General features: G+C 64.0%; 15 protein-coding genes and 1 pseudogene. 4 read left to right on the top strand and 12 right to left on the bottom strand.

Going from position 1 to position 19,647, the window contains the following annotated elements:
• From Tam10B_RS13505 to dtd, 3 genes and pseudogenes are all read left to right on the top strand, one after another.
• A pseudogene (locus Tam10B_RS13505) lies at positions 1–181 on the top strand (restriction endonuclease); the annotation flags it as partial.
• A 395-nt stretch (positions 182–576) separates the two neighbouring features.
• Positions 577–1,953, top strand: coding sequence for a sugar porter family MFS transporter (locus Tam10B_RS04955; RefSeq protein WP_093960133.1), 1,377 nt, complete (start codon positions 577–579; stop codon positions 1,951–1,953).
• A 73-nt stretch (positions 1,954–2,026) separates the two neighbouring features.
• Complete coding sequence (dtd, locus tag Tam10B_RS04950) at positions 2,027–2,506, top strand: D-aminoacyl-tRNA deacylase (RefSeq protein ID WP_093960132.1); 480 nt, start codon at positions 2,027–2,029, stop codon at positions 2,504–2,506.
• A gap of 31 nt (positions 2,507–2,537) precedes the next feature.
• On the opposite strand, the gene Tam10B_RS04945 is transcribed toward dtd, so the two are convergent.
• From Tam10B_RS04945 to mraZ, 12 genes are all read right to left on the bottom strand, one after another.
• On the bottom strand, positions 2,538–3,641 hold the full coding sequence (locus Tam10B_RS04945; protein ID WP_233133593.1) for a cell division protein FtsQ/DivIB: 1,104 nt from the start codon (positions 3,639–3,641) through the stop codon (positions 2,538–2,540).
• A 16-nt stretch (positions 3,642–3,657) separates the two neighbouring features.
• On the bottom strand, positions 3,658–5,271 hold the full coding sequence (murC, locus tag Tam10B_RS04940) for a UDP-N-acetylmuramate--L-alanine ligase (RefSeq protein ID WP_093960130.1): 1,614 nt from the start codon (positions 5,269–5,271) through the stop codon (positions 3,658–3,660).
• A 117-nt stretch (positions 5,272–5,388) separates the two neighbouring features.
• On the bottom strand, positions 5,389–6,567 hold the full coding sequence (locus tag Tam10B_RS04935) for a UDP-N-acetylglucosamine--N-acetylmuramyl-(pentapeptide) pyrophosphoryl-undecaprenol N-acetylglucosamine transferase (RefSeq protein ID WP_093960166.1): 1,179 nt from the start codon (positions 6,565–6,567) through the stop codon (positions 5,389–5,391).
• A gap of 61 nt (positions 6,568–6,628) precedes the next feature.
• Positions 6,629–8,083, bottom strand: coding sequence for a peptidoglycan glycosyltransferase FtsW (locus tag Tam10B_RS04930; RefSeq protein WP_233133592.1), 1,455 nt, complete (start codon positions 8,081–8,083; stop codon positions 6,629–6,631).
• Positions 8,073–9,470 carry a UDP-N-acetylmuramoyl-L-alanine--D-glutamate ligase gene (gene murD, locus Tam10B_RS04925; RefSeq protein WP_233133597.1) on the bottom strand — a complete coding sequence of 466 codons (1,398 nt, stop codon included), beginning with the start codon at positions 9,468–9,470 and terminating at the stop codon, positions 8,073–8,075. Before murD ends, Tam10B_RS04930 begins: the two co-directional genes overlap by 11 nt.
• Positions 9,471–9,638: 168 nt before the next feature.
• Positions 9,639–10,739, bottom strand: coding sequence for a phospho-N-acetylmuramoyl-pentapeptide-transferase (gene mraY, locus Tam10B_RS04920; RefSeq protein WP_093960128.1), 1,101 nt, complete (start codon positions 10,737–10,739; stop codon positions 9,639–9,641).
• Positions 10,736–12,253 (bottom strand): UDP-N-acetylmuramoyl-tripeptide--D-alanyl-D-alanine ligase, encoded by a 1,518-nt coding sequence (locus tag Tam10B_RS04915; RefSeq protein WP_093960127.1) that lies wholly within the window; start codon positions 12,251–12,253, stop codon positions 10,736–10,738. The genes mraY and Tam10B_RS04915 overlap by 4 nt, the downstream gene beginning before the upstream one ends.
• 94 nt (positions 12,254–12,347) lie before the next feature.
• Positions 12,348–13,229, bottom strand: coding sequence for a hypothetical protein (locus Tam10B_RS04910; protein ID WP_093960126.1), 882 nt, complete (start codon positions 13,227–13,229; stop codon positions 12,348–12,350).
• A 75-nt stretch (positions 13,230–13,304) separates the two neighbouring features.
• Positions 13,305–15,101: a peptidoglycan D,D-transpeptidase FtsI family protein gene (locus Tam10B_RS04905; protein ID WP_233133591.1), complete on the bottom strand. Its 1,797-nt coding sequence runs from the start codon at positions 15,099–15,101 to the stop codon at positions 13,305–13,307.
• Positions 15,098–15,556 carry a hypothetical protein gene (locus Tam10B_RS12890; RefSeq protein WP_143248538.1) on the bottom strand — a complete coding sequence of 153 codons (459 nt, stop codon included), beginning with the start codon at positions 15,554–15,556 and terminating at the stop codon, positions 15,098–15,100. Before Tam10B_RS12890 ends, Tam10B_RS04905 begins: the two co-directional genes overlap by 4 nt.
• Positions 15,553–16,638 (bottom strand): 16S rRNA (cytosine(1402)-N(4))-methyltransferase RsmH, encoded by a 1,086-nt coding sequence (gene rsmH / locus Tam10B_RS04895; RefSeq protein WP_093960124.1) that lies wholly within the window; start codon positions 16,636–16,638, stop codon positions 15,553–15,555. Before rsmH ends, Tam10B_RS12890 begins: the two co-directional genes overlap by 4 nt.
• A 7-nt stretch (positions 16,639–16,645) precedes the next feature.
• Complete coding sequence (gene mraZ, locus Tam10B_RS04890) at positions 16,646–17,137, bottom strand: division/cell wall cluster transcriptional repressor MraZ (RefSeq protein WP_093960123.1); 492 nt, start codon at positions 17,135–17,137, stop codon at positions 16,646–16,648.
• A gap of 220 nt (positions 17,138–17,357) precedes the next feature.
• On the opposite strand from mraZ, the gene Tam10B_RS04885 reads away from it, so the two are divergent.
• Positions 17,358–19,637 (top strand): HelD family protein, encoded by a 2,280-nt coding sequence (locus tag Tam10B_RS04885; protein WP_093960122.1) that lies wholly within the window; start codon positions 17,358–17,360, stop codon positions 19,635–19,637.
• Positions 19,638–19,647: the final 10 nt, after the last annotated feature.

The raw sequence follows: 19,647 nt of genomic DNA, 5'->3' as shown, positions 1-19,647 counted from the left end.
CGCCATTCTGCTGGACGACAACAATCGCAAGCCCGTGGTGCGCCTGTTCTTCAATACCCGACAGAAGTATCTTGGGCTTTTCGATGAGAGCAGGAACTGCGAACGCGTTCCGATCGAATCGCCGGCTGGAATCTATGGGTACGCCGATCAGATCCGCGAAGAGGTTCGACGCCTCCTCTAGTACGTCGTTTAGTACGTCGTCGTGAAATCCCTTCCCCGGGAGCTGTTGGAATCATTGCGCTCCGGGGATTGGTTTTCAATTCCCGGCGGCTCCACCAGCTAAGCCATCCAGACACACGTCTGGGTGGCTTTTTTGTTGCGATTCCAACGGTTTCACGGCAACAAGAAGGTAATGCGACACGCTGAGGAGACACCCGCGGTTTGCCGGATGTTCACTTTTCGTATACTCTCCCTAATCAGTTGTTTTGATCAGCAGGGTTGCTACTTGGTAAAACGAGGCAAGACCTGAGGCATGGCGCAAAGCCGTGTCTCAGGTCTTTTTTGTTTTTCCGACCGGTTCTCCGGGATCGGAACGACGGGATAGGAAAGTGGAAGGACCGAGACAAAGGAGCTTCGATGCGATTCCCACTCAACAACACATTCATCTTCATCTTCGGCGCGCTGGGAGGCATGCTGTTCGGCTTTGACACCGGCATCATCTCCGGTGCCTCGCCGCTGATCGAATCCGAGTTCGCGCTCAACGCGGCGCAGACCGGGTTCATCACCTCCTCCGTGCTGATCGGATCCATGATCGGCGCGCTTACCATCGGCGGACTGTCCGACAAGTACGGCCGTAAGAAGCTGCTCATCGTCTCCGCCGTGCTGTTCCTGCTCGGCTCCGGCCTGTCGGCCACCGCCACCGGATTCGTGTGGATGGTGCTGGCCCGCATCCTGCTGGGCCTGGCCGTCGGCGCCGCGTCCGCGCTCACCCCCGCCTATCTGGCCGAGCTCGCCCCGAAGGAGCGCCGCGGCTCCCTGTCCACGCTGTTCCAGCTCATGGTCACGTTCGGCATCCTGCTCGCCTACGTGTCGAATCTGGGCTTCCTCAACCACAATCTGCTCGGCTTCAGCGACTGGCGCTGGATGCTTGCCTCCGCGCTCATCCCGTCCGCACTGCTGCTGATCGGCGGCATCCTGCTGCCTGAGTCCCCGCGCTACCTGGTCAAGCAGGGTGACGTGCGCAACGCGTTCAAGGTGCTGCAACTCATCCGCAAGGACATGGACGCCACCGAGGTGACCGCCGAACTCGACGAAATCCAGCGCGTCGCCAACTCCGAAGGCGCCCAGAAGCAGGGCAGCGTCAAGGAGCTGTTCACCACCGCACGTCCGGCTATCGTCGCCGCCATCGGCATCATGCTGTTCCAGCAGCTCGTGGGCATCAACTCGGTGATCTACTTCCTGCCGCAGGTGTTCATCAAGGGCTTCGGCTTCCCGGCCGATCAGGCGATCTGGGTGTCGGTGGGCATCGGCGTGGTCAACTTCGTCTCCACCATCGTCGCCACGATCTTCATGGACCGTTTCAACCGCAAGACCGTGCTGTTCTTCGGCTCCGTCGTCATGGCCGTCTCGCTGATCGCGCTCGCCTTGCTCAACTTCCTCGGTGACGTGAGTCACGCCGCCATTCCGACGATGGTGCTGATCGCCATCTACATCCTCGGTTTCGCCGTCTCGTGGGGTCCGCTGGCATGGGTGATGATCGGCGAGATCTTCCCGCTGTCCGTGCGTGGCATCGGCACGTCGATCGGTTCGGCCGCCAACTGGATCGGCAACTTCATCGTCTCGCAGTTCTTCCTGATGCTGCTCGCCGCGTTCCATAACAATGTGGGCGGTCCGTTCGCGATCTTCGCCGCGTTCGCCGTGCTGTCCATTCCGTTCGTGGCCAAGTTCATCCCCGAGACCAAGGGCAAGTCGCTCGAGGAGATCGAGGCCGAGCTTGTGGCACGATCCAAGTAGTTGCCATGCGACATTGCGCATACGGCGTCGCCCGTATGCGCAATGTCGCACGTCGATACCTACACTGAACGTCATGCGTATCGTAGTGCAAAAAGTGAGCCGGGCATCCGTGGACGTCGTTCCCGAACCCGGCGATTCCGTTCAGGAACCGTTCGTCCCCCAGTCCATCGACCGGGGATTCATGCTGCTGGTGGGCGTCGCCGATACGGACGGCCCCGATCAGGTGGCGTGGCTGGCCCGCAAGATCGCGCATCTTCGCGTATTCGAGGACGAGAACGGCAAGATGAACAAGTCGATCCTCGACGTGGGCGGCGCGGTGCTGTCGATCTCGCAGTTCACGTTGTTCGCCGACGTTCGCCGCGGCAACCGTCCGGGGTTCACCGGCGCGGGCGAGCCCCATCACGCCGAGCAGGTCTGGCATGATTTCAATCGTGAACTCGCCTCGTACGGACTGACGGTGAAGGAGGGCCAGTTCGGCGCGCACATGCAGGTGAGTCTCGTCAACGACGGTCCGGTGACGATCAATTACGACACCGACGAGCTGATGCGCTGACCGGCCGGTCTTCTCCCCCGTTATTTCTTGATTATTTGATGGTGGCCTTGTCGGGGGCGGCGACATCGATGGTCTTCGCCCCTTCAAGCTGATCGGGGTTCGACAGCAGCGTGTCCACCACGGCCTTCTTGAGCTTCATCTGCGACGAATTGCCCCAGATGATCGTGTATCCGTCCTCGAGCGTGGTGGTGATGGAGTCCTGGGTCTTCGCCTCCACCTTGGTGATCTTCTGCCGCATGGACTCATCCAGTGAACCAAGCACTTGCAACGCCTGTTTGACGGCTTTGTTGTCTAGGCTCTTCTTGGCGTCCTTCACCTCGATCACGGGAATACCCTTCACTGAGGCGTTCACCGCATTGAGCACACGTCCCTCGCGGTCCACGGCCGTATAGTCGGTGTCGGAGGCTCGAAGCACGGCGGCCGGAATTTCGGCCTTCACCGTGACGCTCAGTCCATGCGGATAGCGTTTCACGGCCTTCGCCGACGTCACGCCCGGCAGCTCGCTGATCTTCTCCTCCATACCAGTGGTGTCGATCAGCAGCAGCGACTTGCCCTGCTGCGCGTACGCGATATCGGCGACCTCGCTTTCCGACACCCACGTGTTCGTTCCACCGACCGAGATCTGATCGGTGTGCAGCCGCAGCAGAGGAGAAAACAGAAGACCCCATATCAGTGCCACGACCGCGGCGATGACTGCCACCACGATGGCGGTGCGAATGGCCACCTCCCGGCGATGCGCACGGCGACGCTCCTTGAGCCGTTCGGGGAAGTTCACCACCTTGGGGCGGGCGAACAGGCCGGGGCCGCCGAAATCCGGACTGTCAAGACGTTCGGAGACCGACTTGCGCGGCGGCATGGTACGGGCATCGACGAAGGCCCCTTCCCGGCTGCGCGTATCGGCGACTCCACGGGAGCTACGAGAGCTGCGGGCTCGCCCCGTTGAGGAGACGTCTCCCCCACCACGCGACGAGGAGCCGGACGACACCGAGCGCGACGAGCGGGCTGGGCGGGAGGCACGATCGCCGCGCGCAACACCGCTCGCCTCACGAGGCGTACGCTTCGAAACGGATCGGGATTCACCGCGCGACGGCTTGTCCTGCGGCGAATCCGATGAAGAGACGACACGTCCGGCCATGATCACCCGACCCGGATCAGCGGGCGTCCGCGGAGGAACGGGCCTCGAGGACGCGCAGCAGCACCTCGGCCATGTTGGTGATGTCGCCGGCGCCGACGGTGAAGATCACGTCCCCGACCTTGGAACGCATGACCAGCATCTTGGCGGCCTGGCACATGTCGGGCACGGCCTGGATCCACGTGGCGGGCTCGTGGGCGATGCCTTCGGCGGCATCGACCACGGTCTGCGGTCCGATCTGCGGATAGTCGGCCTGCTTCTCGCGGGCGGGGAAGATGCCGGTGACGATCACGTCATCGGCCTTGGCCAGCGCGTGGGCGAACTCGGAGGCGAAGAACATGGTGCGCGAGAACAGGTGCGGCTGGAACAGCACGTGCACGGTGGACTCGGGGAAACGACGACGGGCGGCGTCGAGCATGGCGGCGATCTCGGTGGGGTGATGCGCGTAGTCGTCGACGACGGTCACGCCGGCGCGCTCGCCGCGGATCTCGAATCGGCGCGCGGCACCGCGGAACGAACCGGCGGCGCGTGCGGCGTCACGCGGGTCCATGCCCAGCAGCGTGGCCGCGGTGATGGCGGCCGCGGCGTTGCGGGCGTTGTGGATGCCGGGGATGCGCAGTCCGACGGGGATGTCGACGGCCTCGGAGTCCGTGCCGCCGAGTCCGGCCGGCAGGTGAAGCACGAAGGATTCCACGGCGTCGACCGTGTCGGATGCGGCGGCCTCGGCCTCATGATCGATGTGCACCAGGGACGCGCCGTTGATGTCGCCGATCTCGTCGGCGGTATGGGTGGAGTAGGCGACGGCCTTGGACGCGGCCTCGGGGCTCATCGCACGCAGCACGGCGAGGGCGCCCTCGTCGTCGGCGCACAGCACCACATGCCCGGTGGCGTGGTGGGAGTGGTCGACGAACGCCTGACGGTAGTGTTCGGCGGTGCCGTAATGATCGAGATGCTCGGCCTCCACGTTGGTGATCACCGCGATCTCGGGATGGTATTTCGCGAAGCTGCCGTCGGATTCGTCGGCCTCGGCGACGAGCACACTGCCCTTGCCGGCGTGACCACCGTCGAGGGTGCCGTTCGGCCCCTGGATGGAGCCGCCGATCGCGTAGCTGGGGTCGGCGAGGTCACCGGTGCCGGCGTTCACCAGAATATGGGCGATCATGGCGCTGGTGGTGGTCTTGCCGTGCGCGCCGGCCACGGTCACGGCACGCGAGGTGCTCATGAGCAGAGCCAGCACGTCGCTGCGGTGCATGAGACGTGCGCCCTCGGCCACGGCGGCCACGATCTCGGGGTTGTCGGGCTTGATGGCGCTGGACCAGACGACCGTGTCCACGCCCTGAACGTTCTCTGCCTTCTGTCCGATCATCACGGTGATGCCGAGCGCCTGCAGACGTTCGGCCTTGGGTCCTAGCTCGCGGTCGGAGCCCTGGACGTCCACGCCCTGCTCGTGCAGGATCTCCGCAAGCACGCTCATGCCGGCGCCACCGATGCCGATGAAGTGGGTGCGGCCAAGATCCTGCACGCGCAGCGAGTCGGCATGCGGCGGCCTGCTGGTGGGTTCAAGCACGATGGTGTTGTCGGAAGCGTGATCAGACACGACGAATTTCTCCTTATGAAGCGGAAAACAACTCATTCCATTATGGACGAGGACGGGATATTGGATCCGGGCGTTGGCCCGGATCCGGAATCGACAGGATCAAAGCGCCCTGGTCGGGATACAGCAGTCGGAATGCGACAGCCGGGATGCGATTCAGCGCTTGGCGTCGGCGAATGCCAGCACGCGTTCCGCCATGGTGTGGGCGGCGTCGCGGATGCCGTAGGTCCATGCGGCCTGTGCGAGTCCGCGCAGCTTGTCCTTGTCGGACAGCAATGCGGGGACATGACCGGCGACCCATTCGCTGGTGAAGTCGGAGTCGCGGACCAGGAATCCGCCGCCGGCCTCCACCACCGGTTCAGCGTTGTACCGCTGTTCACCGTTGCCGATGGGCAGCGGCACGTATACGGCGGGCAGTCCCAAAGCGGCGATTTCGGCTACGGTGCCGGCTCCGGAACGGCAGACGACCAGATCGGCGCAGGCGAACGCCTGATCGATGCGCTCCAGGTATTCGGCGGCATGGTAGTCGCCCTGTCCGGCGCTGTCCGGTCCGATGCCGCACAGCACGTCCGCGCCGGCCGACGCCTCGACGAGTTTGCGTACCTGGCTGATCTTGCCCTTGCCGGTCAGATGGATGACCTGGGTGACGTCGAGCAGCTCCCGTGCGGTGTTCGACACGGCGATGTTGAGACTCTGCGCGCCGAGGGATCCTCCGGTGACCAGCACGATGGGGCGGTTCGGGTCGAGTCCGAGCGCGGTGGCGCCGGCGATGCGGGCGGCTGCACGATCCTGTTCCATGGATTCGGCGACCTGTGCGATGGCGGGGCGCAACGGAAGTCCCACGCGTTCGATGACCGCGCCGGGACGTGCGGTCAGTCCGGTGTTGTCGTAGACGGTGCCGATGAAGTCGGCCCAGCGGCTGCCGAGCTTGTTCGCCATGCCGGCGCGCGCGTTCTGTTCGTGAATCACCACGGGGATGCCCATCTTGTGGGCCGTGTAGTAGGCAGGGGCCGATGCGTAGCCACCCACGCCCACGAGCACGTCGGCGTGACGTTCGGTGAGGATGCGCTTTACCCTGCCGGTCTCGTGGATCCACCTCATCGGGAATTTGAAGGCGTCGGCGTTGATCGAACGCGGGAACGGCACCTTTTCGATGGTGTCCATTTCAAAGCCGGCCGCGGGCACGAGCCGCTTCTCCAGACCGACTTCGGTACCGATGACGCTGATGGCGGCATCCGGACGGATTCTGCGGATTTCGGACGCGATGCTCAGCAGCGGATTGACATGACCTGCGGTGCCGCCACCGGCGAGCACGATGCTTACTCGATCAGACATGGTTACGAGCATAGCGCCCGAGGCGGTCAACCTCGGGCGCCATGCGTCGCGTCACGCCGCGTCATGATTTCGATACGGCCGCCTTGATCTCGGTCTGGGAACGAGCCATGCTCACCACGGTTCCCGCGGCCGCCAGACACATGATCAGTGCCGTGCCACCCGACGATATGAACGGCATCGGCAGACCCATGACCGGCAGAATGCCGACGACGACGGCAATGTTGACCAACGCCTGACCAACCAGCCAGATGGTAAACGCCATGATCACCATACGGGCATAGGCGTCCTGATGACGCACGGCGATGGCGATCATGCACCAGCCCATGACCACGAATCCCAGAATCACCGCGCAGGCGCCGAGGAATCCGAGCTCCTCGCCGATCACGGCGAAAATGAAGTCGTTGTGCGCGGCCGGCAAATAATTCCATTTCTCACGTGAGTTGCCGAGCCCCACACCCGTCAGTCCACCCGACGCCAACGCATAGGTGCCGTGGATCGACTGGTAGCACACGCCGGTCAGATCCTCGCTCGAGCATTCACCATACGTCGCCATGATGCGGTTCATACGGTTCGAACTGCCTGTGACGAACATGAGCAGAATGCCCGCGGCACCTACTCCGCCGAGCAGCACGAACATGCGCAGCGGGAATCCTCCGACAAGCAGCACCACGGCACCGATGAGCACCACGATCATGGCGGTTCCCAGATCATGGCCGAGGATGACCGCGGTGAAGGCAAGCACGAAGCCGCAGATCGGCACCCAGTAGGGTCGGGGCACGAAGATCTCCACGATCCGCCCGACCTTTTCCAGCCACGGCGGTGCGTTAAACGCCACCAGGGGCTTGCGTCTGACGGTGCGCTTCGACCGTGCGGCGAGCAGCGCGGCCGGCATCCATATGCTCAGTACCCATTTGAGGATTTCGGCAGGCTGGAAGCGGACCGGACCGAAGCTGACCCAGCCGACGTTGCCGCCGGCCTCCGAACCGATGCCTGGGATCTTGGTGGCCAACTGAAGGAGCACGCCGGCGATCATCGCGATCATCGCAAGCTTGCGGAACGTCTTCACCGGGATGGATGACAGAACGAATGCGACCACAATGCCCGCCACGGCGAACGCGGTCTGCGACAGCAGCTCGTACCATGCCGGACGGCTCTTGGCGATCATGTCGACCGCGGAGCTGGAGAACACCATGAGCAGACCGAACAGCGTGAGACCGGCCACTGCGATGATGAATCCGTAGTAGCACCATACCGGGTTGAGCAGGCAGCGGATGCCGCTGTAGTCGACCGGTTTGGCCGAGGTCCCGCCGGACTTGGCCTTGGAGACCGGTGAGCCGTTGGTGACCAGCGCCACGGCCTTGTCCAGTCCCTTGAGGTCCTCGTCATCGGTGTCGTCGGGACCGATCCGGACGGGGTTGCGCCCACGCGACGATCCGACGACGACCGCATTCCTCTTGGAGGAGGCGCCGCCGGATCTGGCGTTGCGAGCGGGCTTGCCGTTCGGCTTACTCGGCATGCGCCGCCGCCCACTGCTGCGCGGCCGCGGCGAAACGATCGCCACGGTCCGCATACGACTTGAACTGGTCCATGGATGCGCAGGCAGGCGCCATGAGCACCACGCTGCCGGCCTTGGCATAGGTTCCGGCCGCCTCGACGGCGCGCTCCATGACCGTATCCTTCGGCTCAGGGTCGATCACGGTCAGGGGAATATTCGGAGCCTTGGCAACGAACGCGTCGAGCATGGGCTTCTGGTCCACGCCGATGATCACGGCGGCGCTGATCGTGTGCGCTTGATCGGCCACCAGGTCCTCGAAGCGGGATCCCTTGGCTAGGCCGCCGGCGATCCACACCACTGAGCCGGGGGCGAAGCTGGACAGCGAGGCGTGGGCCGCGTGCGCGTTCGTGGCCTTGGAATCGTCCACGAAGCGAATGACGCCGCCGGGGACCTTGGCCTCGGCGACCTTGGCGATGCGGTGACCGCCGGGGGCGAACTGCTTGAGCGCGCCGATGGCGGTGGCCGAGGATACGCCCATGCCCAGAGACAGAGCCAGCGCGCACAGGGCGTCGGCCAACAGATGCGGATAGACGGTGCCGTCCGGTTCGCACAGATGAGTGAAGTCCAGCACCTTGGCCATGCGTTCGGCCGCATCCTCGTCGCGCAGACCGCTGCGATCGACGATCCATCCGTCCTCGACGCCGATCTGTCCGTCGGCGGGAGCGCCGAGCGTGAAGCCGACCCTGCGGCAGCCTTCAGCGGGCTTGGCGGCCTGGGCCAACGCGGTCACGCGGGCGTCATCGGCGTTGTAGACCAGAGCGCGCTTGACGCCGCGGTAGACCTTCGCCTTGTCGGCAGCATAGTTGTCGAAACCGCCATGCCAGTCAAGATGATCGTCGGCGAGATTGGTGATCGCGGCGCAGTCGAGTTCGAGCGAGTCGGTGTAGTGCATCTGGAAGGAGCTGAGCTCCACCACCAGCGCATCATTGGCGACGTCCACCGACGCGGAGGAGACCGGAGTGCCGATGTTGCCCACGGCGGGGGCCTTGAGATGAGCGGCGCGCAGTACCTCGGAGGTCATCTCCGTGGTCGACGTCTTGCCGTTGGTGCCGGTGATGCCCACCCATGCGGCGGGCTTGCCCGTGGACGAGGACGGCACGCGCAGGCGCCAGGCAAGCTCGACCTCGCTCATCGTGTCGATGCCGCGGCGTGCGGCCTCGGCAAGAAACGGCGTGGACGGCGCGAACACCGGCGAGGTGACGATGGCGTCAAGCGCATCGAAGTCGATGTCCTCGAACTTGTGCAGATCGGCGTCCGGCTTGCGCTCGTCGAATGCGAGCACGGTGGCGCCGGCCTCCCTGAGTCGATCGCACGCGCTCACGCCGGACACTCCCAGTCCGGCCACCATCACGGTCTTGCCCTGAAAATCCTCTACCTTGGTCAACGGACCCCTCCTTTTAGGATTCTTCATACCAACGTCAGGCTAGTCTCCCGCCGATACAGCGCGGCGGGAGACCAGCGTCAACGATCGTCGTCGCGAAGGCCGGCCAGCAGACCGGCGCGATTGAAGCGACGATCAGAACAGTCCGGAACCGACCAGCCAGTTGGAGTAGAACAGCACCAGGCCGACCAGAACGAACAGCATCTCGATCATCCAGAACCGCACCACCACGGTGTTCTCCTGCCATCCGCACAATTCGAAATGATGGTGGATCGGCGCCATCTTGAACACGCGCTTGTGGGTCATCTTGAAGTAGCCCACCTGAATCACATCGGAGCAGGTCTCCATCACGAACAGACCGCCGAGCACCACGGCGAGCACCTCGGTGTGCGTGGTGATCGACAGCGCCGCGAACAGGCCGCCGAGCGCAAGCGAACCGGTGTCGCCCATGAAGATCTTGGCCGGGTTCGTGTTGTACCACAGGAATCCGAAGCATGCCGCCACCGCGCACGCCGCCAGAATGGCCAGATCCTGCGGGTCGGACACGGAGTAGGCAAAACCGGAATGGCCGGCGCCCTTGAGATGGTAGCTCTCCCAGTAGGCGATCATCGCGTAGCCGATAAACGCAACCATGGAGCTGCCGGCTGCCAGACCATCGAGACCGTCGGTGAGGTTGAAGGCGTTCGTCCACGCCGTCATCAGGAAGTTCACCCAGATCACGAACAGCACGATGGCCACGGCACGGCCGGCGAATTCGAACGAGATGATGCGGTGCTCGATGAACGAGATGCCCGCCTGCGCACTCGGGAAGCCGTTCTTGGTCGGCATGAGCAGCGCCAGCACGGCAAACATGGTGGCGAACACGAACTGTCCGAAGAACTTGCCGCCCACCGACAGGCCCTCATTCTGCTTCTTGCGCACCTTGGCGAAATCGTCGATGAAGCCCAGCAGGCCCATCGACAGCATGGCGAACAGCACCAGCAGCGCCGTCCAGGACGGCACATCGCGGTAGGCGATATAACGGTACAGAGCCGACGCTCCCCAGCCGAGCACGATGGCGAGGTTGATGACCACGCCGCCCAGCGTTGGCGTGCCACGCTTGACGAGATGGGACTGGGGACCATCCTGGCGAATGTACTGTCCGTAGTGCAGCTTGTGCACCAGATTGATGAGCAGCGGCGTACCCACCAGGGTGACGATGAGCGACACCCCAAGACCGATAAGGAGCGAAATCACAGTGCTTCTCCATTCTTCGTGGTTTCGTTGCCGCCGGCGTTGCGTTCGGCGGGCAGGTCGTCGTTGCGTTCCCAGCGCGTGGCGAGGGCGCTCAGACCGGAGGCGTGTGACCCCTTGAGCAGCACCACGGCATGCGGATGCGCCAGAGCGAGATCGATCACGGCACGATCGGCGTCGTCCACGTTGTGCACGAGTTCGGCGTGCGGATCGCCGGCGGACTTCACGCCGTCGACGATGTCAGCGGCGAGGGAATCGAGATTCTCGTCACGCTCGCTGCCTACTGCGATCACGGCGTCCACGCCCAGCTTGGCGGCGTATTCACCGATGCCGCGATGCAGTCCGGCCTCGTCGCCGCCCAGCTCGAGCATGGAGCCGAGCACGGCCACACGGTAGGGCTTGCCGTCGGTGTTCTCTCCGGACCAGCCGATCAGACCGTCGAGGCCGGCCTTCATGGAGTCGGGGTTCGCGTTGAACGAGTCATCGATCACGGTGAACTCCGCTCCCCCACGCTTGAGCGTGGAGACCGCCATGCGGTGGGGGCTGATGCTGGACTGCTGCTCGAGCACGGAGACGATGTCCTCGGCGGGCACACCGAGGTGCCATGCGACGGTGGCGGCGGCCAGCGCGTTCATCACGTTGTGGCGTCCGGGGATCGCCAGAGCCACGTCGACAGGCTCCTGGCCGGGCAGGGACAGCGTGAAGGTGGCGCGGTCGAGGCCGTTCATGCGTACGTCGCCGGCCTTCGATTCGGCGCCGTCGCCCATGCCGAACCACAGCACCTTGCCGTCCACGAGCTGGGCCATCGGCACCACGTGCTCGTCGTCGGCGTTGAGCACGGCCACGCCATCGGCGTCCAGCGCGCGCACGATCTCGCTCTTCGCCTTTTGGATATTCTCCACGGAGCCGAACTCGCCCAGATGGGCCACGCCCACCTTGAGCACCACGGCCACGTCGGGACGCACCAAGGAGGTCAGGTAGGCGATCTCGCCCAAGTGGTTCGCTCCCATCTCGGACACGAGGTAGCGGGTGTGCTCGTCCACCTTCAGCGCGGTGATCGGCATGCCGATGTCGTTGTTGAACGAGCCCACGGGCGCCACAGTGGGGGCCTGGGACGACAGCAGGGCCTTGAGCAGATCCTTGGTGGTGGTCTTGCCGACCGATCCGGTGATGCCGATCACGGTGAACGGCGTTCCGGCGTTCCGGCGGCGTTCGATGTTGGCCTTGGCCAGCAGTCCCAGAGCCTTGACGGTGTCGTCCACGACGATCTGCGGAACGTCGGCGTCGGCGATCTCGTGGTCCACCAACGCGGCGGCGGCACCGGCCTGACCCACCTTGGCCACGAAGTCGTGGCCGTCAACGTGCTCGCCGGCGATGGCCACGAACAAGGCCCCCTCGCCCGCCTGTCGGGAGTCGGTCACCACCGTGCCGATCGAACGGCCGGCCTGCTCGTCGTCCCGCACATGCAGCCTGCCGCCTACGGCCAGCGCCGCTTCCTTTACTGTCATGACCATCATGAGATGTCTACCTCTTCTGTGGATCCTGTCTCTTTGCGTTCCCATGAACGCCTTTACGCATCACGCAGACGCCGTCGGGCGCCGTCGGGATGCGTCAGCTCATTTCCTTCGACACGCGCAGGGCGCTCTTGATGTTGCCCTTGCGCACGCCGGCCTTCATCACCATGGCGATGGCCAGCGACAGCCTCCGGCTGGACGCCGGGTCGAGCTGACCGTCGTAGTGGTGGGCCATATCGTCGCTTTCCGCGGTCCGATGTGCCAGATGGGTGCGTTCACGCAGTTTCGCACCGTACCGTTCCATCGTCTCCTTGAGCGACGGCTGGGCGTCATCGTCATCGTCGGACTCGCCGAGTGCGCACACGTCGGTGATCACGGATTCCAGTGCGCCCGGAGCGAGCGTGCGGTCGTCAGCGCCGATCACCACGGCGGATGCGCCGTCCTCAACGAACACGGCGAGGATGCGTTGCACGTCGAGCGCGTTCAGCGGGTACTCCTCCACCAGATGGCGCTCCAGAGACACGGAATGACGGTAGCCGATCTGTCCCACGGGATTGCCCAGCACATGCAGCAGTTCCGCCAGATCGGCACCCTGCTCCACGGAATCGTCGCCGGCCACCAGAAACACGGCCACGGAGTTGGAGGGATGGACCGCCATGTCGGAGGCGAGACGACCCATCTCCTCGGCGCTCAGATCGCCGTACAGCATGGGGACGCTGCCCTCAAGCCCGGCGTCCTGAGCGGATGTGGGCAGCAGCATCGCGTAGGCGCCCTTCGCCTCGGCCTGGGCGATGGCGTCCGCGGTGATGTCCTCCGGCTTGGGAATATACAGCGCGCCAGGCATCACCGACTTCAGATCGTCGGCGATGGACGTGACGGTAACCTTGCCCGCAAACTTCGCATTGGTGGTCAGACCATACCGTTCACGGAGATCGGCGATGGTGAGATGTTCCGTGCTTGCTTCACTCAGTGCGCTCATCTATACCCCTTGGCGTCGGTTGCCGCCGGCCGGTATGCCGTCGGCTTGTGATCAGGATTGTTGGACACGGCCGAATCACCACTCTGTAGGAATAGCATCGGTGCGTTCGGGCGAGGCCGGGACCTCGTACTTCTGCATAAGGAATTCACCAATCGTACCCACCACCGGGCCGGCCGTGGTACCACCATAGATGCCCTCCGGGTCCTTGAGCGCGACGGTGATCACAAACTGCGGATCGTTGGCGGGAATCGCGGCGATGAAGTCGCCGATGATGCTGTTGAGCGCGCCGGAGGAGTCGGCCACCTGCGCGGTGCCGGACTTGCCCGCCAGACGATAGCCCTCGACGTTCATCACCGACTTGTACTGTTCGGCCATCGACTCCATCATGTTCATGAGCTCGGATGCCACGTCCTCGCTCACCACACGCTGTGATTTCTTGACCGACGGCGTGGTGTCGTTACCCTGCGCGTCGGTGGACGATTCGATGATCGACTGTCCGTTGCGCACACCCTTGTTGGCGATCGTGGCAACCACGTTGGTCATCTGCAGCGCGGACGCGGAGTAGCCCTGTCCGAACAGCACGGTGTTGCGGGTGCGCTTGTCCCAGTCCTTGTACGATGAGACGATCTGGCCGTTGGACTCGCCGGGGAAGTTCAGACCCGTGCTCTGGCCGATGCCGAACTTCGTGATGTAATCGTAACGTTTCTCAAGGCTGTAGTCGGAGGATGCCATCACGGTGCCCACGTTCGAGGACTCCTTGAGAATGCCGGCGAGGGTGAGGTTCTGCACGCCATGCTCGTGCGAATCATGATAGGTCTGGCCGTCAAGCTGGATCTGATAGGGCACCTGGAACTGGTCGGTGGGCTTGTGGATGCCCTCCTGCAGCAGACCTGCGGCGGTGATGAGCTTGCCCGTAGAACCCGGTTCGAACACGGCGGTCACGGCCTTCGACGCGTTCATCTTCGCCTCGTCGGTGCCTGCCACATAGTTGTCGGTGTCGGCGATGGCCAGAATCTTGCCGGTCTTGACCTCCTGCACCACGGCGATGCCCCATTCGGCGTGCGTCTTGTCCTGCGCATCCTTGAGCGCCTTCTTGACATACCATTGCACGTCCCAGTCGATCGTGAGCTTGACGGTGCCGCCATTGACGGGATCGACGGACTCGGTCACGGTACCCGGGATCTGCTGCCCCTGAGCGCCGCGCTGATAACTGGTGGAACCATCCTTGCCGATCAGCGACTTGTTGGCCATCTTCTCGATACCCGCCACACCATTGCCGGCGGCGTCCACGCCACCGAGAATCGTGCCGAGCAGCCCATCGTCCGAATACTGCCGGTCGGAGGTCAGCTCATAGCCGATCACGCCGCTCAGATGCAGCTTCTGAATGGCGCGCATGACCTCGGGGACCACGTTCTTCTTCAGTACCACGTACCGGTTCGTGCCCACGAGCTTGCCGCCGAGCTCCATGGTGTTCATGCCGAGCACCGGCGCCAGCAGCTTGGCCACGGCGGCCGGACCCGTGGCACCCACGTTCTTGCCATCGATCGCATGGCATGTGCTCTCGTTCTTGCCATTGCAGTCGACGGGCGTGAAATCGGCCGCGGCAACCTGATCGGCATAGATGGTGTAGCGTTCCACGCTCTGCGCCAGCACCACATTGTTCGTATCGACGATCGTGCCGCGCTGCGCCTTCACCGTCTTGGTCACGGTACGGCTGGCGGTCGCAGCCTGCGCCACCGAGCCGGCGGCGAACAGCTGCATGTACGACAGCTTGCCCACACAGATCGAGGCCACCAGGGCGAGAATGATGCCGACGGCCAGCGACCTGCGGCGGAAGATGTCACCGTGGGTGCGGCGAACCTTGCGTCTCACTTGCTTCCCTTCGCGTCATTGGATGCGGCATAGCCGCTCAGATCTATGGTCAGCGCATCGGAACCCGGAACCATGCCGAGCTTCTGCGCCTTGCTGGGCAGGGACGCCTCAAGAGCATCGAGTTCGGTCTGCTTCTCCTGAATGTCCTGCGTGAGACGGCCGATGGACTGCTGCGTATCGGTGATGGCGAACGAGTCCTCGATCATCTGAGTACGCAACACCAGCGAACCGATCAGGCTGGCACCAAGAAACACCAACGCGCACACGAAGTGGAACAGGCGCATGCGCCGGGGATGGACGCCACCCACCAGCCCCCGCATACGACTGGCGAACGTACTGGTGCCGGTTTTCGACGATGTTGTCACTTGAAGCCTGTCCCGAGTGGATGTGGTTGGACGAGTGCTGCGCTCCTGAGCCTTGGAACGGGAACGCGCCACTCTAGGGGATGCGCTCATCTACGGCCCCTCCTTGCCTTGCCGGAAGTCTTGCCGAAGCGGCCCTGGGAACGACCCGGCGACTTCGCGGGCTCCCTGTAGCTGTACCGGTGCTCGCCCGACGCGAAGCTGGACGCCCACCGCTCAGGCAGGGCACGGGTGAGCTCCACGGCGCGCAGACGCACGGACGCGGACCTTGGATTGGCGGCGATCTCCTGCTCGTCGGCCTTGATCGCGCCACGGGTCAGATCCCTGAAGAACGGCTGGGCGTCGTCCGGGATCACCGGCATGCCCGCAGGCACGTCCACCTTCAGGCCATTGGCCATGAAACGCTTGACGGTCTTGTCCTCCAACGAGTGATACGACTCGACGACCAGACGGCCGCCGACAGCGAGATGCAATGCCGCCTGAGGCAGCGTAGACGCCAGCTTGTCCAGCTCGCCGTTGACCTCGATGCGCAATGCCTGGAACACACGCTTGGCCGGATTGCCCGCAGGACGGTGCGCCTTCGGCACCACCCGGTCAACCAGAGCGTTGAGCTGCGCCGAGGTGCGCAGCGGCTCGCGCTCGCGGTCGGCCACGATGGCCTTGGCAATGGGGCCGGAGAACCGCTCCTCACCGTATTCGCGGAAGATCCAGCGCAGATGGTCCATGGAGTATTCGGCCAGCACCCGTTCGGCGGTTAGACCCTGCGTGGGGTCCATGCGCATATCCAGCGGGGCGTCATGGGAATAGGAGAATCCGCGTTCGGTCTCGTCGATCTGCAGACTGGACAATCCCAGATCCATGAAGACGGCGTTCACCTGATCGACGCCCTGATCGGCCAATACATCGGCGAAGGCGTCGAATGCGGCATGCACCGGCGTGAATCGGTCGGCCAGACCCTCGTCCTGCATGCGGCGCGTGGCGAGCGCAAGCGCCTCCTCGTCACGGTCGATGCCGATGAGCCGGGCGTTCGGCGCGGCCTTGAGGAATGCCGTGGAGTGACCGGCGAGTCCGAGTGTGCAGTCGACGATGACGGATCCGGGCGCATCCGCGGCGCCGGTCACCAAACGTACGCAGTCGTCCAGCAGCACCGGTTGATGAATCGCTGTGATATCCATGTGTATTTTAGAACTCCATTGCCGGTAGTACGTCGTCGGCTATGTCTGCATAGCCCTGTTCCTGCTCGGTCAGGTAGGCTTCCCAAGCGTCCTTGTTCCATATTTCCGCACGTGTGCCGACGCCGATGACGACGACATCGGTTCCCAACCCTGCGTAGTCGCGCAGCATGGGCGGTATCACCACCCTGCCCTGTTTGTCGGGTTCCTGGTCAACGGCCCCCGACAGGAATACGCGCAGATAGTCGCGCGCGGCCTTGTTTCCCAGCGATGTGCGCTGAATCTGCGCGGCCACCCTTCTGAATTCGCTATAGGGCAGCAGGTAGATGCAGCGTTCCTGTCCCCTGGCCATCACCAGTCCGCGTCCAAGCTGGCTGCGGAGTTTTGCGGGAAGGGCAAGCCTTCCTTTGGCATCGATCTTCGGGGTGTAGGTGCCCAGCAGCAATGGCGGAAGCTCTGTCGGAGCCTCTGCGGGTGCGACTGCTGGTTCGCTGTCGACCATCGCGCGCACCTCCTTGCCCCGTTTTGCCATGACTCGCGACCAACAGTTCACCACTTTACCCCACTTATCCCCAACTCTCCCCACCGATTGGGCTTTTCCACCCCAATAACGCCACAAATGCACGCCCCTGTGGTGTCGAGCGACCGAAAGCCGGGTTTTAGAGGCCTGCGAGTATAGTGGATTGCCGAACTTTTCCGGCCCCGCCAAGGAGCAGTCTTTCATGTCCAACTATTCCTCGCAGCTGCGCGATGAGCAGCAGACGGTCGATCGTGTCTACGGACGCCTTGATGAGATGCGTAAGCAGACCAAGGACAGCCTTGACAAGGTCAGGGCCACGGGAGCGCACGGCTCGCCCACGCAACGCGCCGAACGTGACTCGTTCGCCACCATGTACGAGAACCGGCTCACCCAACTGCGCGCCGTGGAGGATCGTCTGGTGTTCGGTCGACTTGACGAGGAGGGCGGCGTCCAGCATTACATCGGTCGTCTGGGACTGTCGGACGCCGACTACAATCCGATCCTCATCGATTGGCGTGCCGAGGCGGCCCGACCGTTCTACGAGGCGACTCCCGCGCATCGCGGAAACATCGTGATGCGCCGCCATATCACGCTGCGGTTCCGTGAGGTCGTGGGCATTGAGGACGAGGTGCTTGACGTGCATTCCGAGCAGGTGAGCGAGGCCTCCTCCGCCGGCACGCTGACCGGCGAGGGCGCGCTGCTCGCGTCGCTCAGCTCCCGTCGCACCGGCAAGATGACCGATATCGTGGCCACCATTCAGGCCGAGCAGGATCGCATCATCCGCGGACCGCTGAACCGCGCGGTGGTGGTGCAGGGCGGCCCCGGCACCGGCAAGACCGCCGTGGCACTGCATCGCGCGGCATACCTGCTGTACACGCATCGCGACAAGCTGCAGCGTTCCGGTGTGCTGGTGGTGGGCCCCAGTCCGTCGTTCCTGCACTACATCGACCAGGTGCTGCCGTCGCTGGGCGAGACTGGCGTGGTCTCCCGCACCATCGCCAATCTGATCCCGGGCGTGCAGGCCACGGGAAGCGAGTCACCGCGAGCTGCCGCGCTCAAGGGAGATCGTCGCATGGCCACCGTTATCGCCAATGCCGTGGCGGCACGCGTGCGAGTTCCCGAGAATCTGCCGACCATTCGCGTCAACGGCATCAAGGTGCCGATGCGCGCCGAGGACATCATCGCCGCGCAGAACGACGCCAAGCGCACACGTCAGCCGCACAACAAGGCGCGCGAAACCTTCGTCGAGTCGATGCTGCGATCCATGGTGACCCGGTATGCGGAGCTGCTGGATTACGATCCCGACCGTTCCGAGCTATCGACTGCCCATTCCATGCTGCGCATGGACGATCAGGTGCGCAGGACGCTGAATCTTGCATGGCTGCCCATGACCGCGCAGTGGATGCTCGACGACATGTGGGCCAAGCCGAACAAGCTGCGCCGTTACGCGCCATGGCTGCGCGAGGATGACCTCAAGGAGCTGTATCGTCCCAAAGGCTCGCCGCTCACTCCTTCGGACATCCCCCTGCTCGACGAGGCGCTCGAGCTGCTTGGCGAGGATCCGCGCGAGTACGATGCCCGCGCCCGGAAGAACGCGCAGCGTCTGCAGGACGAGCAATTCGCCAAGGATACGCTCGCCCAGGCCGGCATCGGATCGGGCATCGTCACGTCGGACATGCTGCTTGACCAGATCAATGGCCTCGACGACAGCACCGCCGCGCAGAAGGCGGCAGGCCAGCGCGAATGGACCTACGGTCATGTGGTGGTGGATGAGGCTCAGGAGCTCACCCCGATGGACTGGCGCATGCTGATGCGCCGATGCCCGTCGCGTTCGTTCACCATCGTGGGCGATGTGGCGCAGACCTCGGCCTTGGCCGGTTCCCGTTCCTGGAAGCGTACGCTCGACAAGCTGTTCGGCGAGGACGGCTGGGATCTCAACGAATTGACCATCGACTACCGCAATCCGCAGGAGGTGTCGGATCTCGCGTCCCGGTTCGCCGAGCAAGAGGGGCTGTACATCTCCACGGTCAAGGCCGTGCGCAAGATTCCGGATTCCGTGGAGCGAGTCGTGGTGCAGCGGGATGACGAGATGCTGGACACAGCAGCCGACTACGCCGCGGATCTGGCTACCCGGTTCGTGTCGGAGGACGGCACCGGCCGTGTGGCCGTGATCGCCGATCCCGAGATCATCGACGCCGTGGGCGAACGGGTCTGGAAGTCCGTCGCACAGCGTCTGGGCGAGGCTCGCGCTACCTCGCTTCGCGAGCAGAAGGTCTGGGACTCCCAAGTTAGCCTGTGCACGCCACAGGACGTCAAGGGATTGGAATTCGACGCCGTCGTGGTGGTCCAGCCCGGTCTGATCGAGGACAATGCACCGGCACGTCAGGTAGCCGCCTCAGACCTGTATGTGGCGATGACCCGTCCCACGCAGAAACTGGTCATCGTACGGACGAAGGATGACGCGGACCACCTGCCGATGTAGGGTAGGCGGT

It is taken from the genome of Bifidobacterium vansinderenii (genome assembly GCF_002234915.1).
Taxonomy (GTDB): Bacteria; Actinomycetota; Actinomycetes; order Actinomycetales; family Bifidobacteriaceae; genus Galliscardovia; species Galliscardovia vansinderenii.
This window is presented reverse-complemented; position numbering and strand designations above follow the sequence as displayed.

Bases quoted from the DNA above. Each gene is read 5' to 3' on its own strand.
- Tam10B_RS04955 (WP_093960133.1), top strand. From the start codon at position 577: ATGCGATTCCCACTCAACAACACATTCATCTTCATCTTCGGCGCGCTG.
- dtd (WP_093960132.1), top strand. From the start codon at position 2,027: ATGCGTATCGTAGTGCAAAAAGTGAGCCGGGCATCCGTGGACGTCGTT.
- Tam10B_RS04945 (WP_233133593.1), bottom strand. From the start codon at position 3,641: ATGGCCGGACGTGTCGTCTCTTCATCGGATTCGCCGCAGGACAAGCCG.
- murC (WP_093960130.1), bottom strand. From the start codon at position 5,271: ATGAGTTGTTTTCCGCTTCATAAGGAGAAATTCGTCGTGTCTGATCAC.
- Tam10B_RS04935 (WP_093960166.1), bottom strand. From the start codon at position 6,567: ATGTCTGATCGAGTAAGCATCGTGCTCGCCGGTGGCGGCACCGCAGGT.
- Tam10B_RS04930 (WP_233133592.1), bottom strand. From the start codon at position 8,083: ATGCCGAGTAAGCCGAACGGCAAGCCCGCTCGCAACGCCAGATCCGGC.
- murD (WP_233133597.1), bottom strand. From the start codon at position 9,470: ATGGTGGCCGGACTGGGAGTGTCCGGCGTGAGCGCGTGCGATCGACTC.
- Tam10B_RS04915 (WP_093960127.1), bottom strand. From the start codon at position 12,253: ATGATGGTCATGACAGTAAAGGAAGCGGCGCTGGCCGTAGGCGGCAGG.
- Tam10B_RS04910 (WP_093960126.1), bottom strand. From the start codon at position 13,229: ATGAGCGCACTGAGTGAAGCAAGCACGGAACATCTCACCATCGCCGAT.
- Tam10B_RS12890 (WP_143248538.1), bottom strand. From the start codon at position 15,556: ATGAGCGCATCCCCTAGAGTGGCGCGTTCCCGTTCCAAGGCTCAGGAG.
- rsmH (WP_093960124.1), bottom strand. From the start codon at position 16,638: ATGGATATCACAGCGATTCATCAACCGGTGCTGCTGGACGACTGCGTA.
- mraZ (WP_093960123.1), bottom strand. From the start codon at position 17,137: ATGGTCGACAGCGAACCAGCAGTCGCACCCGCAGAGGCTCCGACAGAG.
- Tam10B_RS04885 (WP_093960122.1), top strand. From the start codon at position 17,358: ATGTCCAACTATTCCTCGCAGCTGCGCGATGAGCAGCAGACGGTCGAT.